Source organism: Geodermatophilus sp. URMC 60 (assembly GCF_053502585.1).
Genome location: NZ_CP199958.1, coordinates 4,121,271 through 4,137,860, shown reverse-complemented (window position 1 = coordinate 4,137,860; position 16,590 = coordinate 4,121,271). Strand labels below are relative to the sequence as shown.

The following is a 16,590-nucleotide window of genomic DNA, read 5'->3' as shown; positions in this document are numbered from 1 at the left end:
ATAGAGGCTCCGGACGATCCGGTGAGGGGACCGGCGGCCTGTTCCTCGACGCCGTCCGTTGGACACGATGGGCGCATGGCCTCGCGCGACCGACCGAGGAGGACCCCGTGACCGCCACGCTGCCCGCCGCCGACCCCGCGCTCGCCCGCGAGCACTACCGCGCCGGGCTCGCCGTCCCGTCGTCGGGTTGGGCGCCCGGCTACACCCAGGCCAACCTCGTCGTCGTCCCGCAGGACTGGGCCTACGACGTGCTGCTGTTCGGTCTGCGCAACCCGAAGCCGGTGCCGCTGCTCGACGTGACCGACGCGGGGGCGACGTCCACCGTGCTGGCGCCAGGGGCGGACCTGCGCACCGACCTGCCGCGCTACCGGGTGTGGCGGGACGGCGAGCTGGTGGGCGAGCCGACCGACGTCGTCGAGCTGTGGCGCGACGACCTGGTCGCGTTCCTCATCGGGTGCAGCTTCAGCTTCGAGACCGCGCTGCTCGACGCCGGTGTGCCGGTGCGCAACATCGAGCAGGGCCGCAACGTGTCGATGTACCGCACGAACCGGGCGTGCCGCCCCGCCGGCCGGCTGTCCGGGCCGCTGGTGGTGTCGATGCGGCCGGTGCCGGGCGAGCTGGTGTCCGCCGCGGTGCAGGTGACCGCCCGGATGCCGCAGGTGCACGGGGCGCCGGTGCACGTCGGTGCGCCCGGGACCCTGGGCATCGCCGACCTGGGGGCGCCCGACTTCGGTGACCCGGTCGAGTGCGCCGACGGCGACGTCCCGGTGTTCTGGGCCTGCGGGGTCACCCCGCAGGCGGCGCTGATGGCCTCCCGGCCGCCGTTCGCCATCACCCACGCGCCGGGGCACATGTTCGTCACCGACGTGCCCGACGCGGTCTACCGGCAGTCCTGAACTCCGGCCGGTCCTCGGGGCCCGCCCTGGACCCGTGACCGGTGGCCCCCTGCAGGGACCCGCGCCGAGCCTGCGAGGCGCGGGGGGCAGGGGTCCTCCCTCAGTCCGTGCCGGACTCCATCGCGGCGCGGTCGAGCAGCTGCTCGTCGTCGGTGACCGTGCCGCGGGAGGCGATGGCCTCGGCACCACCGGCGTCCATCGCGCCGATCAGCCCGGTCGAGGCCGCCTGGGCGGCGCCGATCAGCCGCGGGTGCGTGCTGCCGACCATGCCCAGCGCCGCGTACTGCTCCAACTTGGCCCGGGAGTCGGCGATGTCGAGGTTGCGCATGGTCAGCTGGCCGATCCGGTCCGAGGGCCCGAAGGCGGAGTCCTCGGTGCGCTCCATGGACAGCTTGTCCGGGTGGTAGCTGAACGCCGGCCCGGTGGTGTCGAGGATCGAGTAGTCCTCGCCGCGCCGCAGCCGCAGGGTCACCTCGCCGGTGACCGCCGTCCCGACCCACCGCTGCAGCGCCTCCCGCAGCATCAGCGCCTGCGGGTCCAGCCAGCGGCCCTCGTACATGAGCCGGCCCAGCCGTCGTCCCTCGCTGTGGTAGGTGGCGAGGGTGTCCTCGTTGTGGATGGCGTTGACCAGCCGCTCGTAGGCCGCGTGCAGCAGCCCCATCCCGGGCGCCTCGTAGATGCCGCGGCTCTTGGCCTCGATCACCCGGTTCTCGATCTGGTCGGACATGCCCAGGCCGTGCCGGCCGCCGATGGCGTTGGCCGCCAGCACCAGGTCGACGGCGGTGTCGAAGGTCTTGCCGTCGATCGTGACCGGGCGGCCCTGCTCGAAGCCGATCGTCACGTCCTCGGGCTCGATCTCCACCGCGGGGTCCCAGAACCGCACGCCCATGATCGGCTGGACGATCTCCACGCCCGTGTCGAGGTGCTCGAGGGACTTGGCCTCGTGGGTGGCGCCCCAGATGTTGGCGTCGGTCGAGTAGGCCTTCTCGGCGCTGTCCCGGTAGGGCAGGTCGTGGGCGGCCAGCCACTCCGACATCTCCTTGCGCCCGCCGAGCTCGGTGACGAAGTCGGCGTCCAGCCACGGCTTGTAGATCCGCAACGACGGGTTGGCCAGCAGGCCGTAGCGGTAGAACCGCTCGATGTCGTTGCCCTTGAAGGTGGAGCCGTCGCCCCAGATCTGCACGTCGTCCTCGAGCATCGCGCGGACCAGCAGGGTGCCGGTGACCGCCCGCCCGAGCGGGGTGGTGTTGAAGTAGCTGCGGCCGCCCGAGCGGATGTGGAACGCCCCGCAGGTCAGGGCCGCCAGGCCCTCCTCGACCAGTGCTCCGCGGGCGTCGACCAGCCGGGCGATCTCGGCGCCGTAGGCGGTCGCTCGGCCGGGCACCGAGCTGATGTCGGGCTCGTCGTACTGGCCGATGTCGGCGGTGTAGGTGCAGGGCACCGCGCCCTTGTCGCGCATCCACGCGACCGCCACCGAGGTGTCGAGACCGCCGGAGAAGGCGATCCCGACGCGTTCGCCGACGGGCAGGGACGTGAGCACCTTGGACACGCGAAGAAGTATGCACGACCGTGCATGGTCATGCGTCAGTGGGTTCGTCGCTGACGCGCCTGGGTCCGCCGGAAGGCGGACGGCGACGTGCCGTAGCGCGCCAGGAAGGCCTGGCGCAGCGTCTCGGCGGAACGGAACCCGCACCGCGCGGCGACCCTCGACACCGGCAGCTCGGTGGAGACCAGGAGGTGTGCCGCGGCCTCGAGGCGCGCCTGCCGCACGAACCGCCCCGGGGTCTGGTGCAGCTGCTCGAGGAACAGGCGGGTGAGGTGCCGTTCGCTGATCCCGGCCGAGCCGGCGAGCCGGGCGGTGGACAGGTCGCCGTCCAGGTGGGCGGTGACCTCGGCGACCACGTCGCGGACGACGGTGTCGTGCGGGGGCGGGGCGGTGACGTGCACGCTCATCTGCTTCTGGTTGCCCGGCCGCTGCAGGTACGTGACGAGCTCGCGCGCCACCTGCCGGGCCAGCTCGGGGCCGTGGTCCTCCTCGACGAAGGCGAGGGTCAGGTCCAGCGCACTGGTGACCCCCGCGGCTGTGGCGACGGGCCCGTCCCTGATGAAGATGGGGTCGGGGTCGACGAGGACGTCCGGGTGCTCCCGGGCCAGCCGGCGGGCGAAGTGCCAGTGGGTCGTGGCGCGCCGCCCGGCGAGGAGACCCGCGGCAGCCAGGATCGTGGTGCCGGTGCAGACGGAGGCGACGCGCCGGCTCTCCCGCGCCAGCCGGCGGACGTGCGCCACCAGGACGGCGTCGGCCGCGGCGCTCCGGTGCCCGTGGCCGCCGGAGACGACGAGGGTGTCCAGCGGCCCCCGCACGTGCTCGAGCGCCCCCTCGGCCTGGAGGACCAGACCCGACTGGCAGGTCACGGGCCGGCCCCCGGGGGCGACGAGGCTGACCCGGTACCGCGGGGCGGCCCCGAGCAGGTTCGCCACGTCCAGGGTCGAGGTCACGCTGGCGATGTCGAGCAGCTCGGCGCGGTGATAGCCGACGACGACCACCGAGGGTTCGTCCACCCACCGCAGCCTATGCCGGACGGACCTCCCCGCCAGGATTCCGGACCTGCCCGCTCCGGGACCCCGACCCCGAGCGCGTGCCGGCGGACGCTCCGGAGGGAGGCCGACGGCCGGCCCCCTGCCGCATCCCGGGAGGACCCGTGTCCGTCGCTGGAGGAACCACGGTCCGGAGCGAGCGGCGCCCGGGGCCGAGGTCGGTCCTGCGCCGCTGGCCCGCCGCGCTCGGCCTGGCCTCCGCCGTCACCGTCGCGGGATCGGCCGCGAACCGCGACAGCGCGGTCGACGTCGTCTGCGTCGCCGTCGTCTGCTACCTGGGTGCGGCCGCGCTCGGCCGCCCCTGGGTGGCCTGGGCGGCGATCCCGGCGAGCGCCGGCGTCATCGCCCTCGGTGGCCTCGTCGACCTGGCGCCGTGGACGACCCTCGGGCTCGCCTCCGTCGCACTGGTCGCCGTCGGGCTCCGGCTGGGGTCCCGGCCGGCGCTGGCCGCGGAGACGGCCGCCCTGGTGGCCTACGGCGGGGTCGCGGTGTCCGCCCTGGCGCTCGCCCCCCGTGCCGGCGCCGTCGTCGCGGGGCTGGCGCTCATGGCCCACGCCGTCTGGGACGCCGTCCACCTCCGCCGCGACGTCGTCGTCCCCCGCTCGCTGGCCGAGGCCTGCGTCTTCCTCGACGTCCCGCTGGGGGCCGCGGTGGTCGCGCTGGCACTCGTCTGAGGTCCGACTGCGGTCTCACGTCCGGACGACGTCGTAGCGGACGCAGACGAACTCGCCGTTGACCGCCTCCTCGGTGCGGGCCAGCTCCAGCCGGCGCGGCAGCAGCGGCGCCCCGCCGCCGAGGGTGACCGGGGCGATCGCCACGACCACCTCGTCGAGCAGGCCGCGGTCGGCGAACTGGCCGGCGAGGTCGCCGCCGCCGACGACCCACACGTCGCGCCCCCCGGCGGCCGCGACCATCTCCGCGTGCACCTCGGCGACGTCGGCGGCGGTGAACCGGATGTCCGCGCCGGGGTACGCGGTCAGCTGCCGGTGCGTGAACACCCACGTCGGCACGCTGTAGGCCCACGAGTCCGGGTCGTGCTCCCGCACCCACGTGTAGGTCGTGGCGCCCATGGTGAGTGCGCCGACCCGCTTCTCGAACTCCGCGTACCCCATCGGGCCGTGCTCGTCGGAGTGCCGGCAGAGCAGCCAGTCCAGCGAGTTGCGCTCGTCGGCGATGAAGCCGTCGAGGCTGGTCGCGGTGTAGTAGACGGTGCGCGTCATCGATTCCTCCTGGTCAGCCACTCGATGGGGTCCCCGGTGTCGACGGCCAGGCCGGCGTCCCGGAGCAGGTGGCGCACCAGCAGCCGCCGGTGCGCCGAGAACGTGAGGACGTGGGCGACGACGCTGCCGAGGACGAACGTCTCCGGCGGCTCGCACAGCGCGTCGACCAGCCGGTCGCCCCAGGCGCCGCGGCGGGCGACGTCCCGGACGGCGGCCAGCCAGCGGGGCGCCACGGCGTCGTGCCGGGCCAGCAGGGCGGCCGGGTCGTCGGCGCCGCGGGCGGGGTGCCCGGCGCCCTCGATCGAGGCCAGCCACACCTCCTTGGTCCACACCAGCGTGTCCAGGACCGCGGCGACCGACTCCTCGGGGCCGTCCCAGGGCAGCACCGAGTGCCCGGGTATCCGGGTGCGCCGGTAGGCGTCGTCCGGTAGCTGCTTGGCCACCTCGAGCAGGGCGCGGGTGTCCTCGACGTCGTGGTGCACCAGCAGCGCGGTCACCTCGTCGGAGGAGCCGCGCCCGCTCTCATCGGCGACCCACAGCGAGGTCGGCGGGTGGAAGTGGATGCCGTTGGGTGCGGGCAGCCAGTGCTCGTCGCGGGTACGCGGACGGTGGTCGTCCGGCGTGCCGGGGGAGCGGCCGTAGGCGCGGGCGAAGGCGCGGGCGAAGCCCTCGACCGACTCGTACCCGGCCGCGAAGGCGGTCTCGGTGACGCTCGACCCCTCGCGGAGCTGCCACGCCGCCCGTTCCAGCAGCACCCGTCGGCGCAGTGCCACCGGCGGCTCCCCGGCGCCGCGGCTGACCTGCCGGGCGAAGTACCAGGGGCTGGCGTAGGCGTCACCGGCCATGTCGGGCAGCGTGCGGTTGTCCTCGTCGAGGACCGCGTCGAGCAGCTCGCGGAGGCGGTCCCGCCCGGGGAGGGGGTCGTCGTCGGCCACGTAGCGAGTCTGGCCGGGGACGGCGGCCCCGCGCCCGACCGTTCTTGCCCTCCTGCTCGACCGCCGCGCCGACGGCGACCGTCGCGCGGCCGGCCGTCCCAGCTGCGGTCGGAGCGACCACGAGCGGGGCGCTGGGGTCCCTGCATGACGCCCCCGGCCGGGGATAGCGTGATCGCGTGGCCGATCGCGTCCCCGGGAGCGCTGACCGGTGGCCCGGGGGCACCGTGCCGTCCTTCTCCGACCCCGGGCTGCTCGGTGCCCTGGAACGCGCGTCGGCCGAGGCCCTCGACGACCTGACCTTCGGGCTGATCACCATGGACCGCCGCGGCGTGGTCCTGCACTACAACGCGGACGAGTCACGACGGTCGGGGCTCAGCCCCGAGCGCGTGGTGGGACGCGACTTCTTCACATCGGTCGGTCCCTGTGCGGACCACCCCCTGGTGGCCGGACGTTTCACCCGGGCTGCCGAGACGGATCGCACGCTGGACGAGGAACTCGACTTCACGTTCACCTTCCGGATGCGGCTGTCCCCGGTCCGGCTGCGCCTGCTCGCCGCAGCCGGGTCACCTCGGCAGTACCTCGCGGTCCGCGACCCATGAGCACGGGAGAAGAGCTGGAGCGGTTGTACCGGTTCTTCTACCTGTGCCCCGTCGGGTTGATCGAGGTGGACAACGCCGGCGTCGTGCAGCACGTCAACCCGGCTGCGGTGCGGATGCTGACCCCCGTGGACGGCGACCCGCCGGCGCAGGACCTGGTGTCCGTCCTGGACCGCCTCGCGCCGGGCCTCCGGGCGCTCGTGGGCACCCGGCCGGAGCAGCTGGGTCCGCTCGCGCCTGGCCGCCGCATCGAGCTCCCGGGGTTCTCGGCGGACACGGCGGTCCACGTCGAGGTGCAGCTCCACCGGGTCGACCCGGAGCGGGTCATGGTGCTGCTGCAGGACGTGTCGGCCGAGCACCGGCTGGCCGAGCGAGAGCACGAGATCGCCGTGGAGCTGCAGCGCTCCCTCCTGCGGCAGGTCGACGTCCCGGATCTGCAGACCTGCCACGTCTACCGTGCCGCCGCGCCGGAGCTGGAGGTCGGCGGTGACTGGTACGACGTCATCACCCTGCCCCAGGGCACCGTCGGCCACGTGGTCGGTGACGTCGTCGGGCACGGCGTGCACGCCGCCGCGACGATGGGCCAGCTGCGCAGCGCGCTGCGGGCGCTGGCGCCCGCCTTCCCCGATCCCGCCGAGCTGCTGGGGCGCGTCGCGGCCTTCGCCGAGGCCATCCCCGGTGCGGCCTGCACGACCGTCGCCTACGCGGTGCTCGACCCCAGGGACGGCCGGCTGACCTACGCCTGCGCTGGGCACCCACCGCCTCTGCTGATCGGGGTCGACGGCACCAGCCGTTTCCTCGAGGGGGGTCGGAGTCTGCCGCTGGCCAGCCTGTCCGGGCCGCGGTTCGTGTCCGCGCACGACCGACTGACCGCCAGCGACTCGCTGCTCCTCTACACCGACGGGCTGGTCGAACGACGGGGACAGGACCTCGGCGCCGGGCTCGACCGCCTTCGCACCGCCGCGCAGTCCCTGTCCGGAGCACCTCCCGACCAGCTGTGCGACGCCCTGGTCGCCGACATGACCGGGAACGACCCGCTGCACGACGACGTCTGCATGCTGGCGGTGCGCTGGACGCCGCTCGACGACCTCGCCGCGGCCTGCCCCCGGGCATCGGGTGCCCTCGGTCCGGTCGTGCAGCCGGTGTTCGGGGAGCCCTGACCTGCGGGTACGGCGGCCGCCGGTGACCCTCGACGAGCTGCTGGCCGGCCTCGACCAGCCGCGGTGACCGTCCACTGGCTCCGAGCACCGCTGTGACCGCCGACCGGCCATCCCGGGGTGCGGTACCTCCGTGGGAGCTCCACCCCTGCTCACAGGTGGAAGCAGGGGTGGAGCTCCCACGGGGAGGGATCGGTGGTCATGCCGCGGGCGCCGCCGCGGCCGGTGAGCCCGACCCGGCGCCGCGGGTCCTCCTCTAGCCGGCGATCGTCTGCCGCTCGGGCTCGATCCAGACGATCACCCGCTCCGTCTTGATGTTCTCGGCGGGGTAGGGCTTGCCGTCGTACTTCTGGGACAGCTCGTCGATCTGGTCGCGGGCGCGCTGGCCGCGCTCGGTCTCGACGACGCGGCCGCGGACCTCGGCGTAGCGGTACGGGTTCTGCTCGTCTCGGATCGCCAGGGTCACCCGCGGGTCCTGTTCGAGGTCCTGGAACTTCTGCCGGTGCGGTTCGGTGTTGACGAACAACCGGTCCCCCTCGACGCCGACCCAGATGTACTGCGTCTGGATCCGGCCGCTGGGCAGCAGCGTGCTGATCGCGGCGTAGTTGGGGCCGCTGGCCAGCTCGCGGGTCGTCGGGTGCAGGTCGGGACCGTCCTGGGTGTCAGCCACGTGGGGCTGCTACCCGGTCCGTCGCCCGACACGCACGGAGGGTCAGATGGCGGCTGCGGAGCAAGCCACGACCCCAGCAGGAACGCGGTGCGCTCCAGACCACACGGAGGTGCGAGGGGCGATAGCTTCCTCGTCCCCGGAGCCCACGGGGCCCACCGACCACGGGGGACGCCGATGACCGCGCGCCGCTCGATCTGCTTCTACACCCCGTCGACCGATCCCTCGGGGATGGGCGCGCACATGGTGGACCTGGTGGCCGAGTACGCCGGGACGACCGACGTGGCCCTCATGACGAGACCCACGGTGGGTGGTCGCCGGCTGCTCGACCGGGCCGCCGAGGCCGGAGCCCGGACGGTGGAGCTGCCCTCCCCCCGCGACCCCCGGTTCGCCGCGGTGGTGACCGGCTTCCTCGAGGCCCACCCCGCCGAGGTCTTCCACTGCCACGTCGGCACCGGGTGCGAGGACTGGGACGGCGTGCGCCTGGCCCGCCGCGCCGGGTGCCGGGCGGTCGTGCAGACCCAGCACCTGCCCTTCCTGGTCTCCCACCCGCGCAAGCGGCGGGCCTACCACCACGCGATCGAGGAGGTCGACCGGCTGATCGCCGTCTCGGAGGGGCTGCGGCGCACGTACTCCCGGATCGGCGTTCCCCACGACCGGTTCGCGACCGTGGTCAACGGCGTGGCCCCGCTCCGCGACCGGATCGGTCGGGACGCCGCCCGTGCCGCCCTCGGCCTGGACCCGCGGCAGCCCGTCGTTCTCACGGTGGGCCGGCTGACCCACATGAAGGGCCAGTGGCACCTGGTCGACGCCGTGCCCGGGCTGCTCGCCCCGTTCCCGGACCTCGCCGTGGTCCTGGTCGGGGACGGGCCGCTGCGCGAGGCCCTGGAGAAGCGGGCGGCCGGGCTGGGCGTGGGCGGCGCGGTCCGGTTCCCCGGTCACCGGGGCGACGCCCGGCTGCTGCTCGCCGCGGCCGACGTGTTCGTCCTCCCCTCGCGGCACGAGGGGATGCCGCTGGTGGCCCTGGAGGCGATGGAGGCCGGACTCCCGGTCGTCGGCACGCGCGTGATCGGCACCGAGGAGGTCGTAGAGGACGGCGTCACCGGCGCGCTCGTGCGGCCGGGGGACCCCGCCGCCCTGGGGGCGGCCCTGGGACGGCTGCTCGCCGACCCCGTCCTCCGGCGCCGGCAGGGCCACGCCGGCCGGCGGCGGTACCTGGCCGGCTTCACCCGGGAGCGGATGGCCAGGGACACCGCGGCGGTCTACGAGGCGGCCCTGCGCGGGGCGCGGCGGTGAGCCGCCTGCGGGTCGCCGTCGTCGGCACGGGGTTCATCGCCGGCCGGCACCTGGCTGCGCTCGCCGGCTTCGACGACGTCGAGGTCGTGGCCGTCGCCGACCCGGTGACCGAGCGGGCCGAGGCGGCCGCGGCACGGTGCGGAGCCCGGGCCCACGGCGACGGGCTCGCCCTCCTGGAGAGCGAGGAGCTGGACGCCGTCTGGCTGTGCGTCCCGCCGTTCGCGCACGGACCGCTGGAGGCGGCAGCGCTCGCCCGCGGCCTGCCCTTCTTCGTCGAGAAGCCCCTGGGGCCGGACCTGGCCACCGCCGAGGCGATCGCGGCCGAGGTCGCGGCGACCGGTCTGGCCACGGCCGTCGGCTACCACTGGCGGCACCTGGGACTCGTGCGCCGGGCGGAGGAGCTGATGCGGGACCGGTCCGTGCACCTGGTGACCGGTGCCTGGCTGGACCGCACCCCGGGCGCGCCGTGGTGGTCGCGCCGCGCGGCCTCCGGCGGGCAGGTCGTCGAGCAGACCACCCACCTGTTCGACCTCGCCCGGCTGCTGGCCGGCGAGGTCGACACCGTCGCCGCGGTGGAGCGGACGGCACCCGAGGGCGACGTCCCGGCCGCCTCCACCACGCTGCTGACCTTCGCCTCCGGCGCCGTGGGGGCCATCTCCTCGGCGCGGGTCCTCGGCCGCCGCCACTCCGTCGGGCTCCAGCTGGTCACCGAGGGGCTCGCCGTGGAGGTCACCGAGCGCGGCCTGTCCGACCACGAGCTGCGCGTCTCCGACGCCGACGGGGAGGAGACCACCGGCTCCGACGAGGACCCCGTCGCCGTCGAGGACCGCGAGTTCGTCGACGTGCTGCTCGGGGCCGCCCCGGCGGTGCGGGTCCCCTACGCGGAGGGGCTGCGCTCGCACGCCCTCGCCTGTGCCGCCGACCGGGCGGCGCGCGAGGGCAGCCCCGTCCGGCTCGGGGACTGAGGAGGGTTGCCGCCCGGCCGGCCCGGGCAGGAGGCCGACATGACGACGAGGATCGGCCTGGTCGGGGCCGGGTTCATCGCCGGTCGGCACCTGGACGCGCTCACCTCCATCGAGGGCGTGACCGTCGCCGGGATCGCCGATCCGCGGGTCGACCGGGCCGAGGTGCTCGCCGCCCGCGCGGGGGCCGCGGCCTACGCGCACTGGTCGGACCTGCTCGACGTGGAGCGGCTCGACGCGCTCTACGTCTGCGTCCCGCCGAACGCGCACGGCGAGGTCGAGACGGCGGCCGTCGAGCGCGGGCTGCCGCTGTTCGTCGAGAAGCCGCTGGCGAGGGACCTCGCCACCGCCGAGGCGCTGGCCGACCGGATCGACGCCGCCGGCCTGCTCACCGCGGTCGGCTACCACTGGCGCTACCTCGACACCCTGGAGACCGCGCGCGAGCTGCTCGCCGGGGCGCCGGCCCGCATGGTGCTCGGGGCGTGGCTGGACAAGGCGCCGCGGGTGGACTGGTGGGCGCGGCAGGACGGCTCCGGCGGGCAGACCGTCGAGCAGGCCACCCACCTCTTCGACGTCGCCCGGGTGCTGGTCGGGGAGGTCGAGGGGGGCTGGGCCACCGGCTCGCGCTCGCCCGACGGCCCCGGCGACATCCTCGACGTCTGCACCGCCGCGCTGAGCTTCTACAGCGGCGCGGTCGGCTCCTTCTCCAACAGCTGCCTGCTGCCCCGCGCGCACCGGATCGGCGTCGAGCTGGTCGCCCCGGGCCTGGGGCTCTGGCTCACCGAGCACCAGCTCGTCGTCACCGACGCCGACGGCGAACGCACCGTCGACCGCGACGTCGACCCCTTCGAGGCCGAGGACCGCGCCTTCGTCGCCGCCGTCCGGGGCGAGGGGGACGACGTCCGGACGCCGTACCGCGAGGCGCTGCGGACCCACCGGCTGGCGGTCGCCGTCGCCACCGCGGCCGCCGACGGCGGGACGGTGCAGCTGTGAGCCGCGCGATCCGGAGCATCGGGGTCGTCGAGCCGGGGCGCCCGGCGATCCTGGACCTCGAGGTACCCGACCCCGGCCCCGGCCAGGCCTGGGTGCGCACCGAGTGGAGCGGGATCAGCGCCGGCACCGAGGTCGCGCTGGTCCGCGGCACCGACCCGCACCACCTGCTGCACTGGGACCCCGACCTGCGCTCGTTCGACGACGCCGGGCCGCCGGCCGCCTACCCGGTCATGGGGCTGGGCTACATGGAGGTCGGCCGGATCACCGAGAGCCGCAGCTCCGACCTGGCCGAGGGCCAGCTGGTCGCCATGGCGTACGGGCACCGCACCGGCACCTGCGCCGACCCGTCGGCCAGGCCGGTCGTCCCGGTGCCCGACGACCTCGATCCGCTGCTGGGCGTCTACCTCGCGCAGATGGGTCCGATCTGCGTCAACGGCCTGCTGCACGCCGCCGCCGACGTCGCCGGGCCGGGTGCGGGCGTCGACGCCGGGGTGCGCGACCGGCACGTGCTGGTCACCGGCGCCGGGGTCATCGGGTTGCTGTCGGCGATGCTCGCCGTGCAGCACGGAGCCGCGGACGTCGTCGTCGCCGAGCCCTCCGCCGAGCGGCGCGCGGTCGCCGAGACGCTGGGCCTGGCCACGCTCGCCGATGACGGGTCCGCGTGGCGCGCGGCCAAGCAGCGCTGGCGGCACGGGCCGGGGGACGCCGGCGCCGACGTCGTGCTGCAGTGCCGCGGGCACGACGCCGCGCTGGCCACCGGGCTCAAGGCGCTGCGCCCGCAGGGCACCGTCGTCGACCTCGGCTTCTACCAGGCCGGCGCCGAGGCGGTGCGGCTCGGCGAGGAGTTCCACCACAACGGCCTCGCGGTCGTCTGCGCGCAGATCGGCCGGGTGCCGCGCGGCATGGCCGGCACCTGGCCGCGGGCGGCGCTGGCGCAGGTCACCCTCGACCTGCTGCGCGAGCGCGGGGACGACGTCCGCCGGCACCTGGTCACCGACGTCCTGCCGTTCGAGGAGGGGCCGCGGCTGCTGGCCGACCTCGCCGGCCGGCGGCTGGCCGCCCCGCCGCTGCAGGCCGTGCTGCGGTTCGGCCCCGGGTGACAGCCGTGCTGCGTGGGGCAGCCCATCGAGGAACGAGCGAGGAGCGGAGCCGGGCAGGGGGCAGGTGAGCCGTGCGGGTGCTGCTCGTCGGCAACCACTGGACCGAGGGGCCCGGCGGCGCCGAGACGATGCTGGTGCTCACCGCGGACCTGCTGCGGGCGGCGGGGCACGAGGTGGTGCCCTTCGCCGTGGCCGAGGAGCGGACCCTGCCCACCCCGGTGCGCTCGTCCCTGCCGGTGGCGGCGGGCTCCGGCGCGCGCACCCGGTTCGGGGAGGCGTGGGCGGGGGTGTGGTCGCCGTCGGCGTACCGCTCGCTGGCGCGGGTGGTCGACGAGGTGCGCCCGGACGTCGCGCACGTGCACCACGTCTTCGAGCGGCTGACCCTCTCGGTGCTCGACGCACTCCGGGGCCGTGGCGTGCCGACGGTGATGACGCTGCACGACTACAAGCCGGTCTGCCCGAACTTCCGGTTGTTCACCGAGGGCGCGCCGTGCACCCGCTGCCTGTCCGGCGGCTACTGGCAGGTGGTGCGGCACCGCTGCCTCGAGGGCTCGCGGTGGCGGTCGGTCGCCGCGGGCGTGGACTCCTACGCCGCCCGCGCCCGCGGCGTCTACGACCGGGTCGACCGGTTCCTCGCGCCGAGCGCGTTCCTCCGCGACCGGGTGGTGGACGGCGGACTGCCGGCCGACCGGGTCGAGGTGCTGCCCAACCCGGTGTTCGCCGCTGCGGAGCCGCGGGAGGCGGGTGCCGAGCCGCCCGTCGTGCTGTACGCCTCCCGGCTGGTGGCGGAGAAGGGCGTGGACACCCTCCTGGACGCCGCCGCCGGGCTGCCGGCCGGCGTGCGGGTGCGGCTGGCCGGGTCCGGGCGGCTGGAGCCGGCGGTGCGCTCCCGGGTCGCGGCGGAGGGGTTGCCGGTCGACGTCCTGGGCCCGCTGCCGCCCGATCGGGTCGCCGCCGAGCTGCGGGCGGCGGCGGTCGCCGTCCTGCCGGCGCTGTGGTGGGAGAACTGCCCGATGGCGGTGCTCGAGGCCGCCGCGCAGGGGGTGCCGGTGGTGGCCACCGCGGTGGGCGGCGTCCCCGAGCTGGTGGACGACGGCACGACCGGGCTCCTCGTGCCTCCCGGGGACGCCGCCGCGCTCTCCGGCGCGCTCGCCAGGGTGCTGTCGGACCCCGCGGAGGCCGGCCGGATGGGCGGCGCGGGGTGGGCGCGGGTGCGCGCCCGGCACGACCCCGCGGCGCACGTGGCGGCGCTGCAGGAGGTGTACCGGCGTGTCGCCCGGTGAGTCGTTGCGGACGCCCTTGTCCCGGAACCGCAGGTGGCGGGATCCTGCCCGTATCACCGCGGACGCCGGGTGGACCGGGCTGCCGCGGCGGCTCGGGAAGTGGGTCGTCATGGGGTGGGCGGCTGTCGTCGTGCTCGGCTTCGTGCTGGAGGTCGGGGCGGTCATCTGGCTGGCGCGGGTCAACACCGCCCGGTGGGAGCGTGACCACCGGGCCGCCCGCGCGGCCATCCGGGCACGCGAGGAGGCGGGGCTGCGGGTGCGGGCGGCGGCGCTCATGGCGCAGCGCGTGCCGCATGCGCACCTGTCGCACATCCCGCACGTGCACCTGCCGTCGCGGGTCACCGACCGGCTGGCGCAGACCCGCCAGGCCCTGCACGTCCCGCGCCTGCACCTGCCGCACCTGACCCGGCGGCGCCCGGACGAGCCGGTGCCCGCGCCGGAGGAGAGCTCGGCCGGGACACCTTCCTCGGAGTAGCCCGCGGCGGCCCACCCCGCTGTGTGCACACGGTGACGACGAGGGGTCCTCGGACCACGGTCCCGCAGCGGGTCCGGGCGCCGGTGCTGCAGACTGCCGCGGCAGACACCGGACGAGGAGGTGGGCAGTGACGCCCGAGGACGACCGCACCGAGGCCCCGCTGACCGGGGACGAGGCGACGCTGCTGACCGGGTTCCTGGACCACCAGCGGCAGACGCTCGTCTGGAAGTGCGCCGGCCTGGCACCGCAGCAGCTCGCGGCCCGCGCCGTCCCCACCTCGGACCTCACCCTGCTCGGCATGGTGCGCCACCTCGCGGCGGTGGAGACCGGCTGGCTCGTCGGCTTCGGTGGGCTCCCGTTCGACATGTGGCCCGACGTGGTGCAGGACCGCGACGAGCAGTTCCGGGTCGACCCCGCGACCGTCACGCAGGAGGACGTCGACGCGGCCTGGGCGACCTGGCACTCGGTCACCGACGCGGTCCGCAAGGTGGTCGACGAGCTCCCGCTCGACACCGCGGACGCCCCGTGGGGCCGGGACGACGAGTTCTCGCTGCGCTGGATCCTGCTCCACCTGGTCGAGGAGTACGCGCGGCACAACGGCCACGCCGACCTGCTGCGCGAGGCCATCGACGGCGCCACCGGCGAGTAGCCGGCCGCCCGTCAGGCCGGGAAGGGGAGGACGGGCAGGTCCGCGACCTCGCGACGCACCCGCGACCCCCGCGCCGCCCGCTCCGCGCACCGCGCCGCCCGTCGCGCCGCGTCCTGCCGGTCGGCCGCGCGCCGCGCGTGCAGCGCCCGGGCCTCCGCGGCGCCCGGTGCCTCGAACCCGTCGGCGGTGAGGCGGCAGGCGCCGAGCCGGACCCAGCGCGTCCCGCCCCCGACGTCCCGGACGCCGACGAGGAGGCCCCTGTTGTGCCGGCGCACCGCGTAGGCGACGCCCCGCACGGCCAGCTCCGTGTCCCCGGCCGACTCGGCCGCGGGCCCGTAGAGCCAGGTCACGTGCCGGACGCGCCTGCGGTACCGGTCGTCGCGCTCCCGCCAGGCGGTGTCGGGCAGCGGCGAGAGCTGCACCGCCACGGCGCAGCTGACCTCGGCCACGACGACGTGCAGGCCGCCGCTCCAGGCCGGTCCGGAGACCTCCTCCGGTCGCGGCCGGAACCCCTGCGCGGCGAGCCACGCCCCCACGGCCCGCCGGTAGCGGAGGGACGCGTACGCCGGCTCGGCGTCGGACCCGGTGAGGGCGCAGCGCACGTCGCCGGGGTGGCGGAAGTGCGGCCGGGCGCCGTCGCGGACCTCGAGGACGAGCCGGCTGCCGCACCCCCCGGCCTCCCGGGAGCACCAGAAGCCGCTGCTGCGGTCGACACCGAGCACGCGGGCGGCCGTGCCGTCCTCGGGCAGCGCGACGGCAGCGGTGCCCGCCGGCCCGTCCGTCACCGCCCACAGCAGCTCGATCGACACGTGCCCTCCTCCGTCCCGACGGCGCGACGGTAGGCCGGGGGTCCGACAGGACCGAGCGCACGGGACACCGGGGCGATGACTCCGGGCCGCGCCGCGCGTCCAACCCCTGAGCGGTCCGGTACGCCGCAGGGAGACGACGATGACGACCTCGGGCACGGAGATCCACACCGTCCGGTCGGCGGACGGGGCGACGATCGCGTTCGAGCGGTCCGGGACCGGTCCGCCGCTGGTCCTCGTGGACGCCGCCGGGCACTTCCGCGGCTTCAGCTCGTTCCGCGGTCTGATCGGCCTGCTGGCCGGCGACTTCACCGTCGTCCACTACGACCGCCGCGGCCGGGGGGACAGCGGCGACACCCCGCCGTACGCCGTGGAGCGCGAGGTCGAGGACCTCGCCGCCCTGATCGAGGACGCCGGCGGCTCGGCGTGCCTGTACGCGTTCTCCAGTGGCGGGCTGGTGGCCCTCCATGCGGCCGCGGCGGGGCTGCCCATCCCGGCGATGGCGCTGCTCGAACCGCCGATCGGCAGCGAGGAGGACCGACCGGAGCAGGCTGCCTTCACCGCCCGGCTCGCCGCGCTCGTCGGTGAGGGGCGCCGCGCCGCCGCGGTGGAGCACTTCCTGACCGGCATCGGGGTCCCGGACGACGTGCTCGAGGAGATGCGGGGGAGCCCGTCGTGGTCGGCCATGGAGTCGGTGGCCCACACCCTGGTCTACGACAGCGCGGTCAGCGAGGCCACGACGGCGGACCTGCTCGCGTCGGTCGCCGTCCCGACCCTGGTGCTGGACAGCCAGGGCAGCAGCGACGACCTCACCGGGATGGCGGCGTCGGTCGCGGCGCGGCTGCCCGCCGGGGTGCACCGCAGCCTGCCCGGCGGGTGGCACGGGGTGGCCGACGAGGACCTCGCCCCCGTCCTCGTCGACTTCCTCGGCGCTCGGCAGAAGGGCCCGCGCTGACGAGG

At 75.7% G+C, this 16,590-nt stretch carries 18 protein-coding genes; 12 read left to right on the top strand and 6 right to left on the bottom strand.

Going from position 1 to position 16,590, the window contains the following annotated elements; translation table 11 throughout:
• Positions 1 to 107: 107 nt before the first annotated feature.
• Entirely contained in the window at positions 108 to 896 is a 789-nt protein-coding gene (locus tag ACWIX3_RS19515) for a putative hydro-lyase (RefSeq protein WP_448609005.1), read from the top strand.
• 100 nt (positions 897 to 996) lie between these two features.
• On the opposite strand, the gene argG is transcribed toward ACWIX3_RS19515, so the two are convergent.
• Both argG and ACWIX3_RS19505 read right to left on the bottom strand, forming a co-directional pair.
• Positions 997 to 2,445, bottom strand: a complete 1,449-nt coding sequence (argG, locus tag ACWIX3_RS19510) for an argininosuccinate synthase (protein ID WP_448609004.1) — start codon at positions 2,443 to 2,445, stop codon at positions 997 to 999.
• Between the two features lie 35 nt (positions 2,446 to 2,480).
• Positions 2,481 to 3,455, bottom strand: coding sequence for a GlxA family transcriptional regulator (locus ACWIX3_RS19505; protein WP_448609003.1), 975 nt, complete (start codon positions 3,453 to 3,455; stop codon positions 2,481 to 2,483).
• Positions 3,456 to 3,595: 140 nt separating this feature from the next.
• On the opposite strand from ACWIX3_RS19505, the gene ACWIX3_RS19500 reads away from it, so the two are divergent.
• Positions 3,596 to 4,165, top strand: coding sequence for a hypothetical protein (locus ACWIX3_RS19500; protein WP_448609002.1), 570 nt, complete (start codon positions 3,596 to 3,598; stop codon positions 4,163 to 4,165).
• A 15-nt stretch (positions 4,166 to 4,180) separates the two neighbouring features.
• Here ACWIX3_RS19500 and ACWIX3_RS19495 read toward each other — a convergent pair whose 3' ends face one another.
• Complete coding sequence (locus ACWIX3_RS19495; protein WP_448609001.1) at positions 4,181 to 4,711, bottom strand: dihydrofolate reductase family protein; 531 nt, start codon at positions 4,709 to 4,711, stop codon at positions 4,181 to 4,183.
• On the bottom strand, positions 4,708 to 5,646 hold the full coding sequence (locus ACWIX3_RS19490; RefSeq protein WP_448609000.1) for a helix-turn-helix domain-containing protein: 939 nt from the start codon (positions 5,644 to 5,646) through the stop codon (positions 4,708 to 4,710). Before ACWIX3_RS19490 ends, ACWIX3_RS19495 begins: the two co-directional genes overlap by 4 nt.
• A gap of 176 nt (positions 5,647 to 5,822) precedes the next feature.
• Here ACWIX3_RS19490 and ACWIX3_RS19485 point away from each other — a divergent pair, with 176 nt between their 5' ends.
• Together ACWIX3_RS19485 and ACWIX3_RS19480 are read left to right on the top strand one after the other, a co-directional pair.
• Positions 5,823 to 6,245 carry a PAS domain-containing protein gene (locus tag ACWIX3_RS19485; RefSeq protein ID WP_448608999.1) on the top strand — a complete coding sequence of 141 codons (423 nt, stop codon included), beginning with the start codon at positions 5,823 to 5,825 and terminating at the stop codon, positions 6,243 to 6,245.
• Complete coding sequence (locus tag ACWIX3_RS19480; protein ID WP_448608998.1) at positions 6,242 to 7,402, top strand: PP2C family protein-serine/threonine phosphatase; 1,161 nt, start codon at positions 6,242 to 6,244, stop codon at positions 7,400 to 7,402. The genes ACWIX3_RS19485 and ACWIX3_RS19480 overlap by 4 nt, the downstream gene beginning before the upstream one ends.
• A 253-nt stretch (positions 7,403 to 7,655) precedes the next feature.
• Here ACWIX3_RS19480 and ACWIX3_RS19475 read toward each other — a convergent pair whose 3' ends face one another.
• A complete protein-coding gene (locus tag ACWIX3_RS19475) occupies positions 7,656 to 8,069 on the bottom strand; it encodes a PPOX class F420-dependent oxidoreductase (protein ID WP_448608997.1) in 414 nt (137 codons plus the stop codon).
• Between the two features lie 174 nt (positions 8,070 to 8,243).
• On the opposite strand from ACWIX3_RS19475, the gene ACWIX3_RS19470 reads away from it, so the two are divergent.
• The 7 genes from ACWIX3_RS19470 (at position 8,244) to ACWIX3_RS19440 (ending at position 14,824) form a co-directional block, all read left to right on the top strand.
• On the top strand, positions 8,244 to 9,362 hold the full coding sequence (locus ACWIX3_RS19470; protein ID WP_448608996.1) for a glycosyltransferase family 4 protein: 1,119 nt from the start codon (positions 8,244 to 8,246) through the stop codon (positions 9,360 to 9,362).
• A complete protein-coding gene (locus ACWIX3_RS19465; RefSeq protein WP_448608995.1) occupies positions 9,359 to 10,327 on the top strand; it encodes a Gfo/Idh/MocA family oxidoreductase in 969 nt (322 codons plus the stop codon). The genes ACWIX3_RS19470 and ACWIX3_RS19465 overlap by 4 nt, the downstream gene beginning before the upstream one ends.
• 39 nt (positions 10,328 to 10,366) lie before the next feature.
• Entirely contained in the window at positions 10,367 to 11,317 is a 951-nt protein-coding gene (locus tag ACWIX3_RS19460) for a Gfo/Idh/MocA family protein (protein WP_448608994.1), read from the top strand.
• The gene (locus ACWIX3_RS19455; protein WP_448608993.1) at positions 11,314 to 12,417 is read left to right on the top strand and encodes a zinc-binding dehydrogenase; all 1,104 of its coding nucleotides are present in this window, start codon (positions 11,314 to 11,316) and stop codon (positions 12,415 to 12,417) included. The genes ACWIX3_RS19460 and ACWIX3_RS19455 overlap by 4 nt, the downstream gene beginning before the upstream one ends.
• Before the next feature lie 71 nt (positions 12,418 to 12,488).
• Positions 12,489 to 13,700 (top strand): glycosyltransferase, encoded by a 1,212-nt coding sequence (locus ACWIX3_RS19450; RefSeq protein ID WP_448608992.1) that lies wholly within the window; start codon positions 12,489 to 12,491, stop codon positions 13,698 to 13,700.
• Positions 13,701 to 13,809: 109 nt separating this feature from the next.
• Positions 13,810 to 14,175 (top strand): hypothetical protein, encoded by a 366-nt coding sequence (locus tag ACWIX3_RS19445; protein ID WP_448608991.1) that lies wholly within the window; start codon positions 13,810 to 13,812, stop codon positions 14,173 to 14,175.
• A gap of 127 nt (positions 14,176 to 14,302) precedes the next feature.
• Positions 14,303 to 14,824 carry a DinB family protein gene (locus ACWIX3_RS19440; protein WP_448608990.1) on the top strand — a complete coding sequence of 174 codons (522 nt, stop codon included), beginning with the start codon at positions 14,303 to 14,305 and terminating at the stop codon, positions 14,822 to 14,824.
• An 11-nt stretch (positions 14,825 to 14,835) separates the two neighbouring features.
• On the opposite strand, the gene ACWIX3_RS19435 is transcribed toward ACWIX3_RS19440, so the two are convergent.
• Entirely contained in the window at positions 14,836 to 15,633 is a 798-nt protein-coding gene (locus ACWIX3_RS19435; protein WP_448608989.1) for a hypothetical protein, read from the bottom strand.
• Positions 15,634 to 15,772: 139 nt separating this feature from the next.
• Between ACWIX3_RS19435 and ACWIX3_RS19430 the strand changes: the two genes are divergently transcribed.
• Positions 15,773 to 16,585 (top strand): alpha/beta fold hydrolase, encoded by an 813-nt coding sequence (locus ACWIX3_RS19430; RefSeq protein WP_448608988.1) that lies wholly within the window; start codon positions 15,773 to 15,775, stop codon positions 16,583 to 16,585.
• Positions 16,586 to 16,590: the final 5 nt, after the last annotated feature.

Excerpts from the sequence above, each read along its gene's own strand:
- ACWIX3_RS19445 (WP_448608991.1), top strand. The coding sequence starts at position 13,810 with ATGGGGTGGGCGGCTGTCGTCGTGCTCGGCTTCGTGCTGGAGGTCGGG.
- ACWIX3_RS19495 (WP_448609001.1), bottom strand. The coding sequence starts at position 4,711 with ATGACGCGCACCGTCTACTACACCGCGACCAGCCTCGACGGCTTCATC.
- ACWIX3_RS19470 (WP_448608996.1), top strand. The coding sequence starts at position 8,244 with ATGACCGCGCGCCGCTCGATCTGCTTCTACACCCCGTCGACCGATCCC.
- ACWIX3_RS19430 (WP_448608988.1), top strand. The coding sequence starts at position 15,773 with ATGACGACCTCGGGCACGGAGATCCACACCGTCCGGTCGGCGGACGGG.
- ACWIX3_RS19460 (WP_448608994.1), top strand. The coding sequence starts at position 10,367 with ATGACGACGAGGATCGGCCTGGTCGGGGCCGGGTTCATCGCCGGTCGG.
- ACWIX3_RS19480 (WP_448608998.1), top strand. The coding sequence starts at position 6,242 with ATGAGCACGGGAGAAGAGCTGGAGCGGTTGTACCGGTTCTTCTACCTG.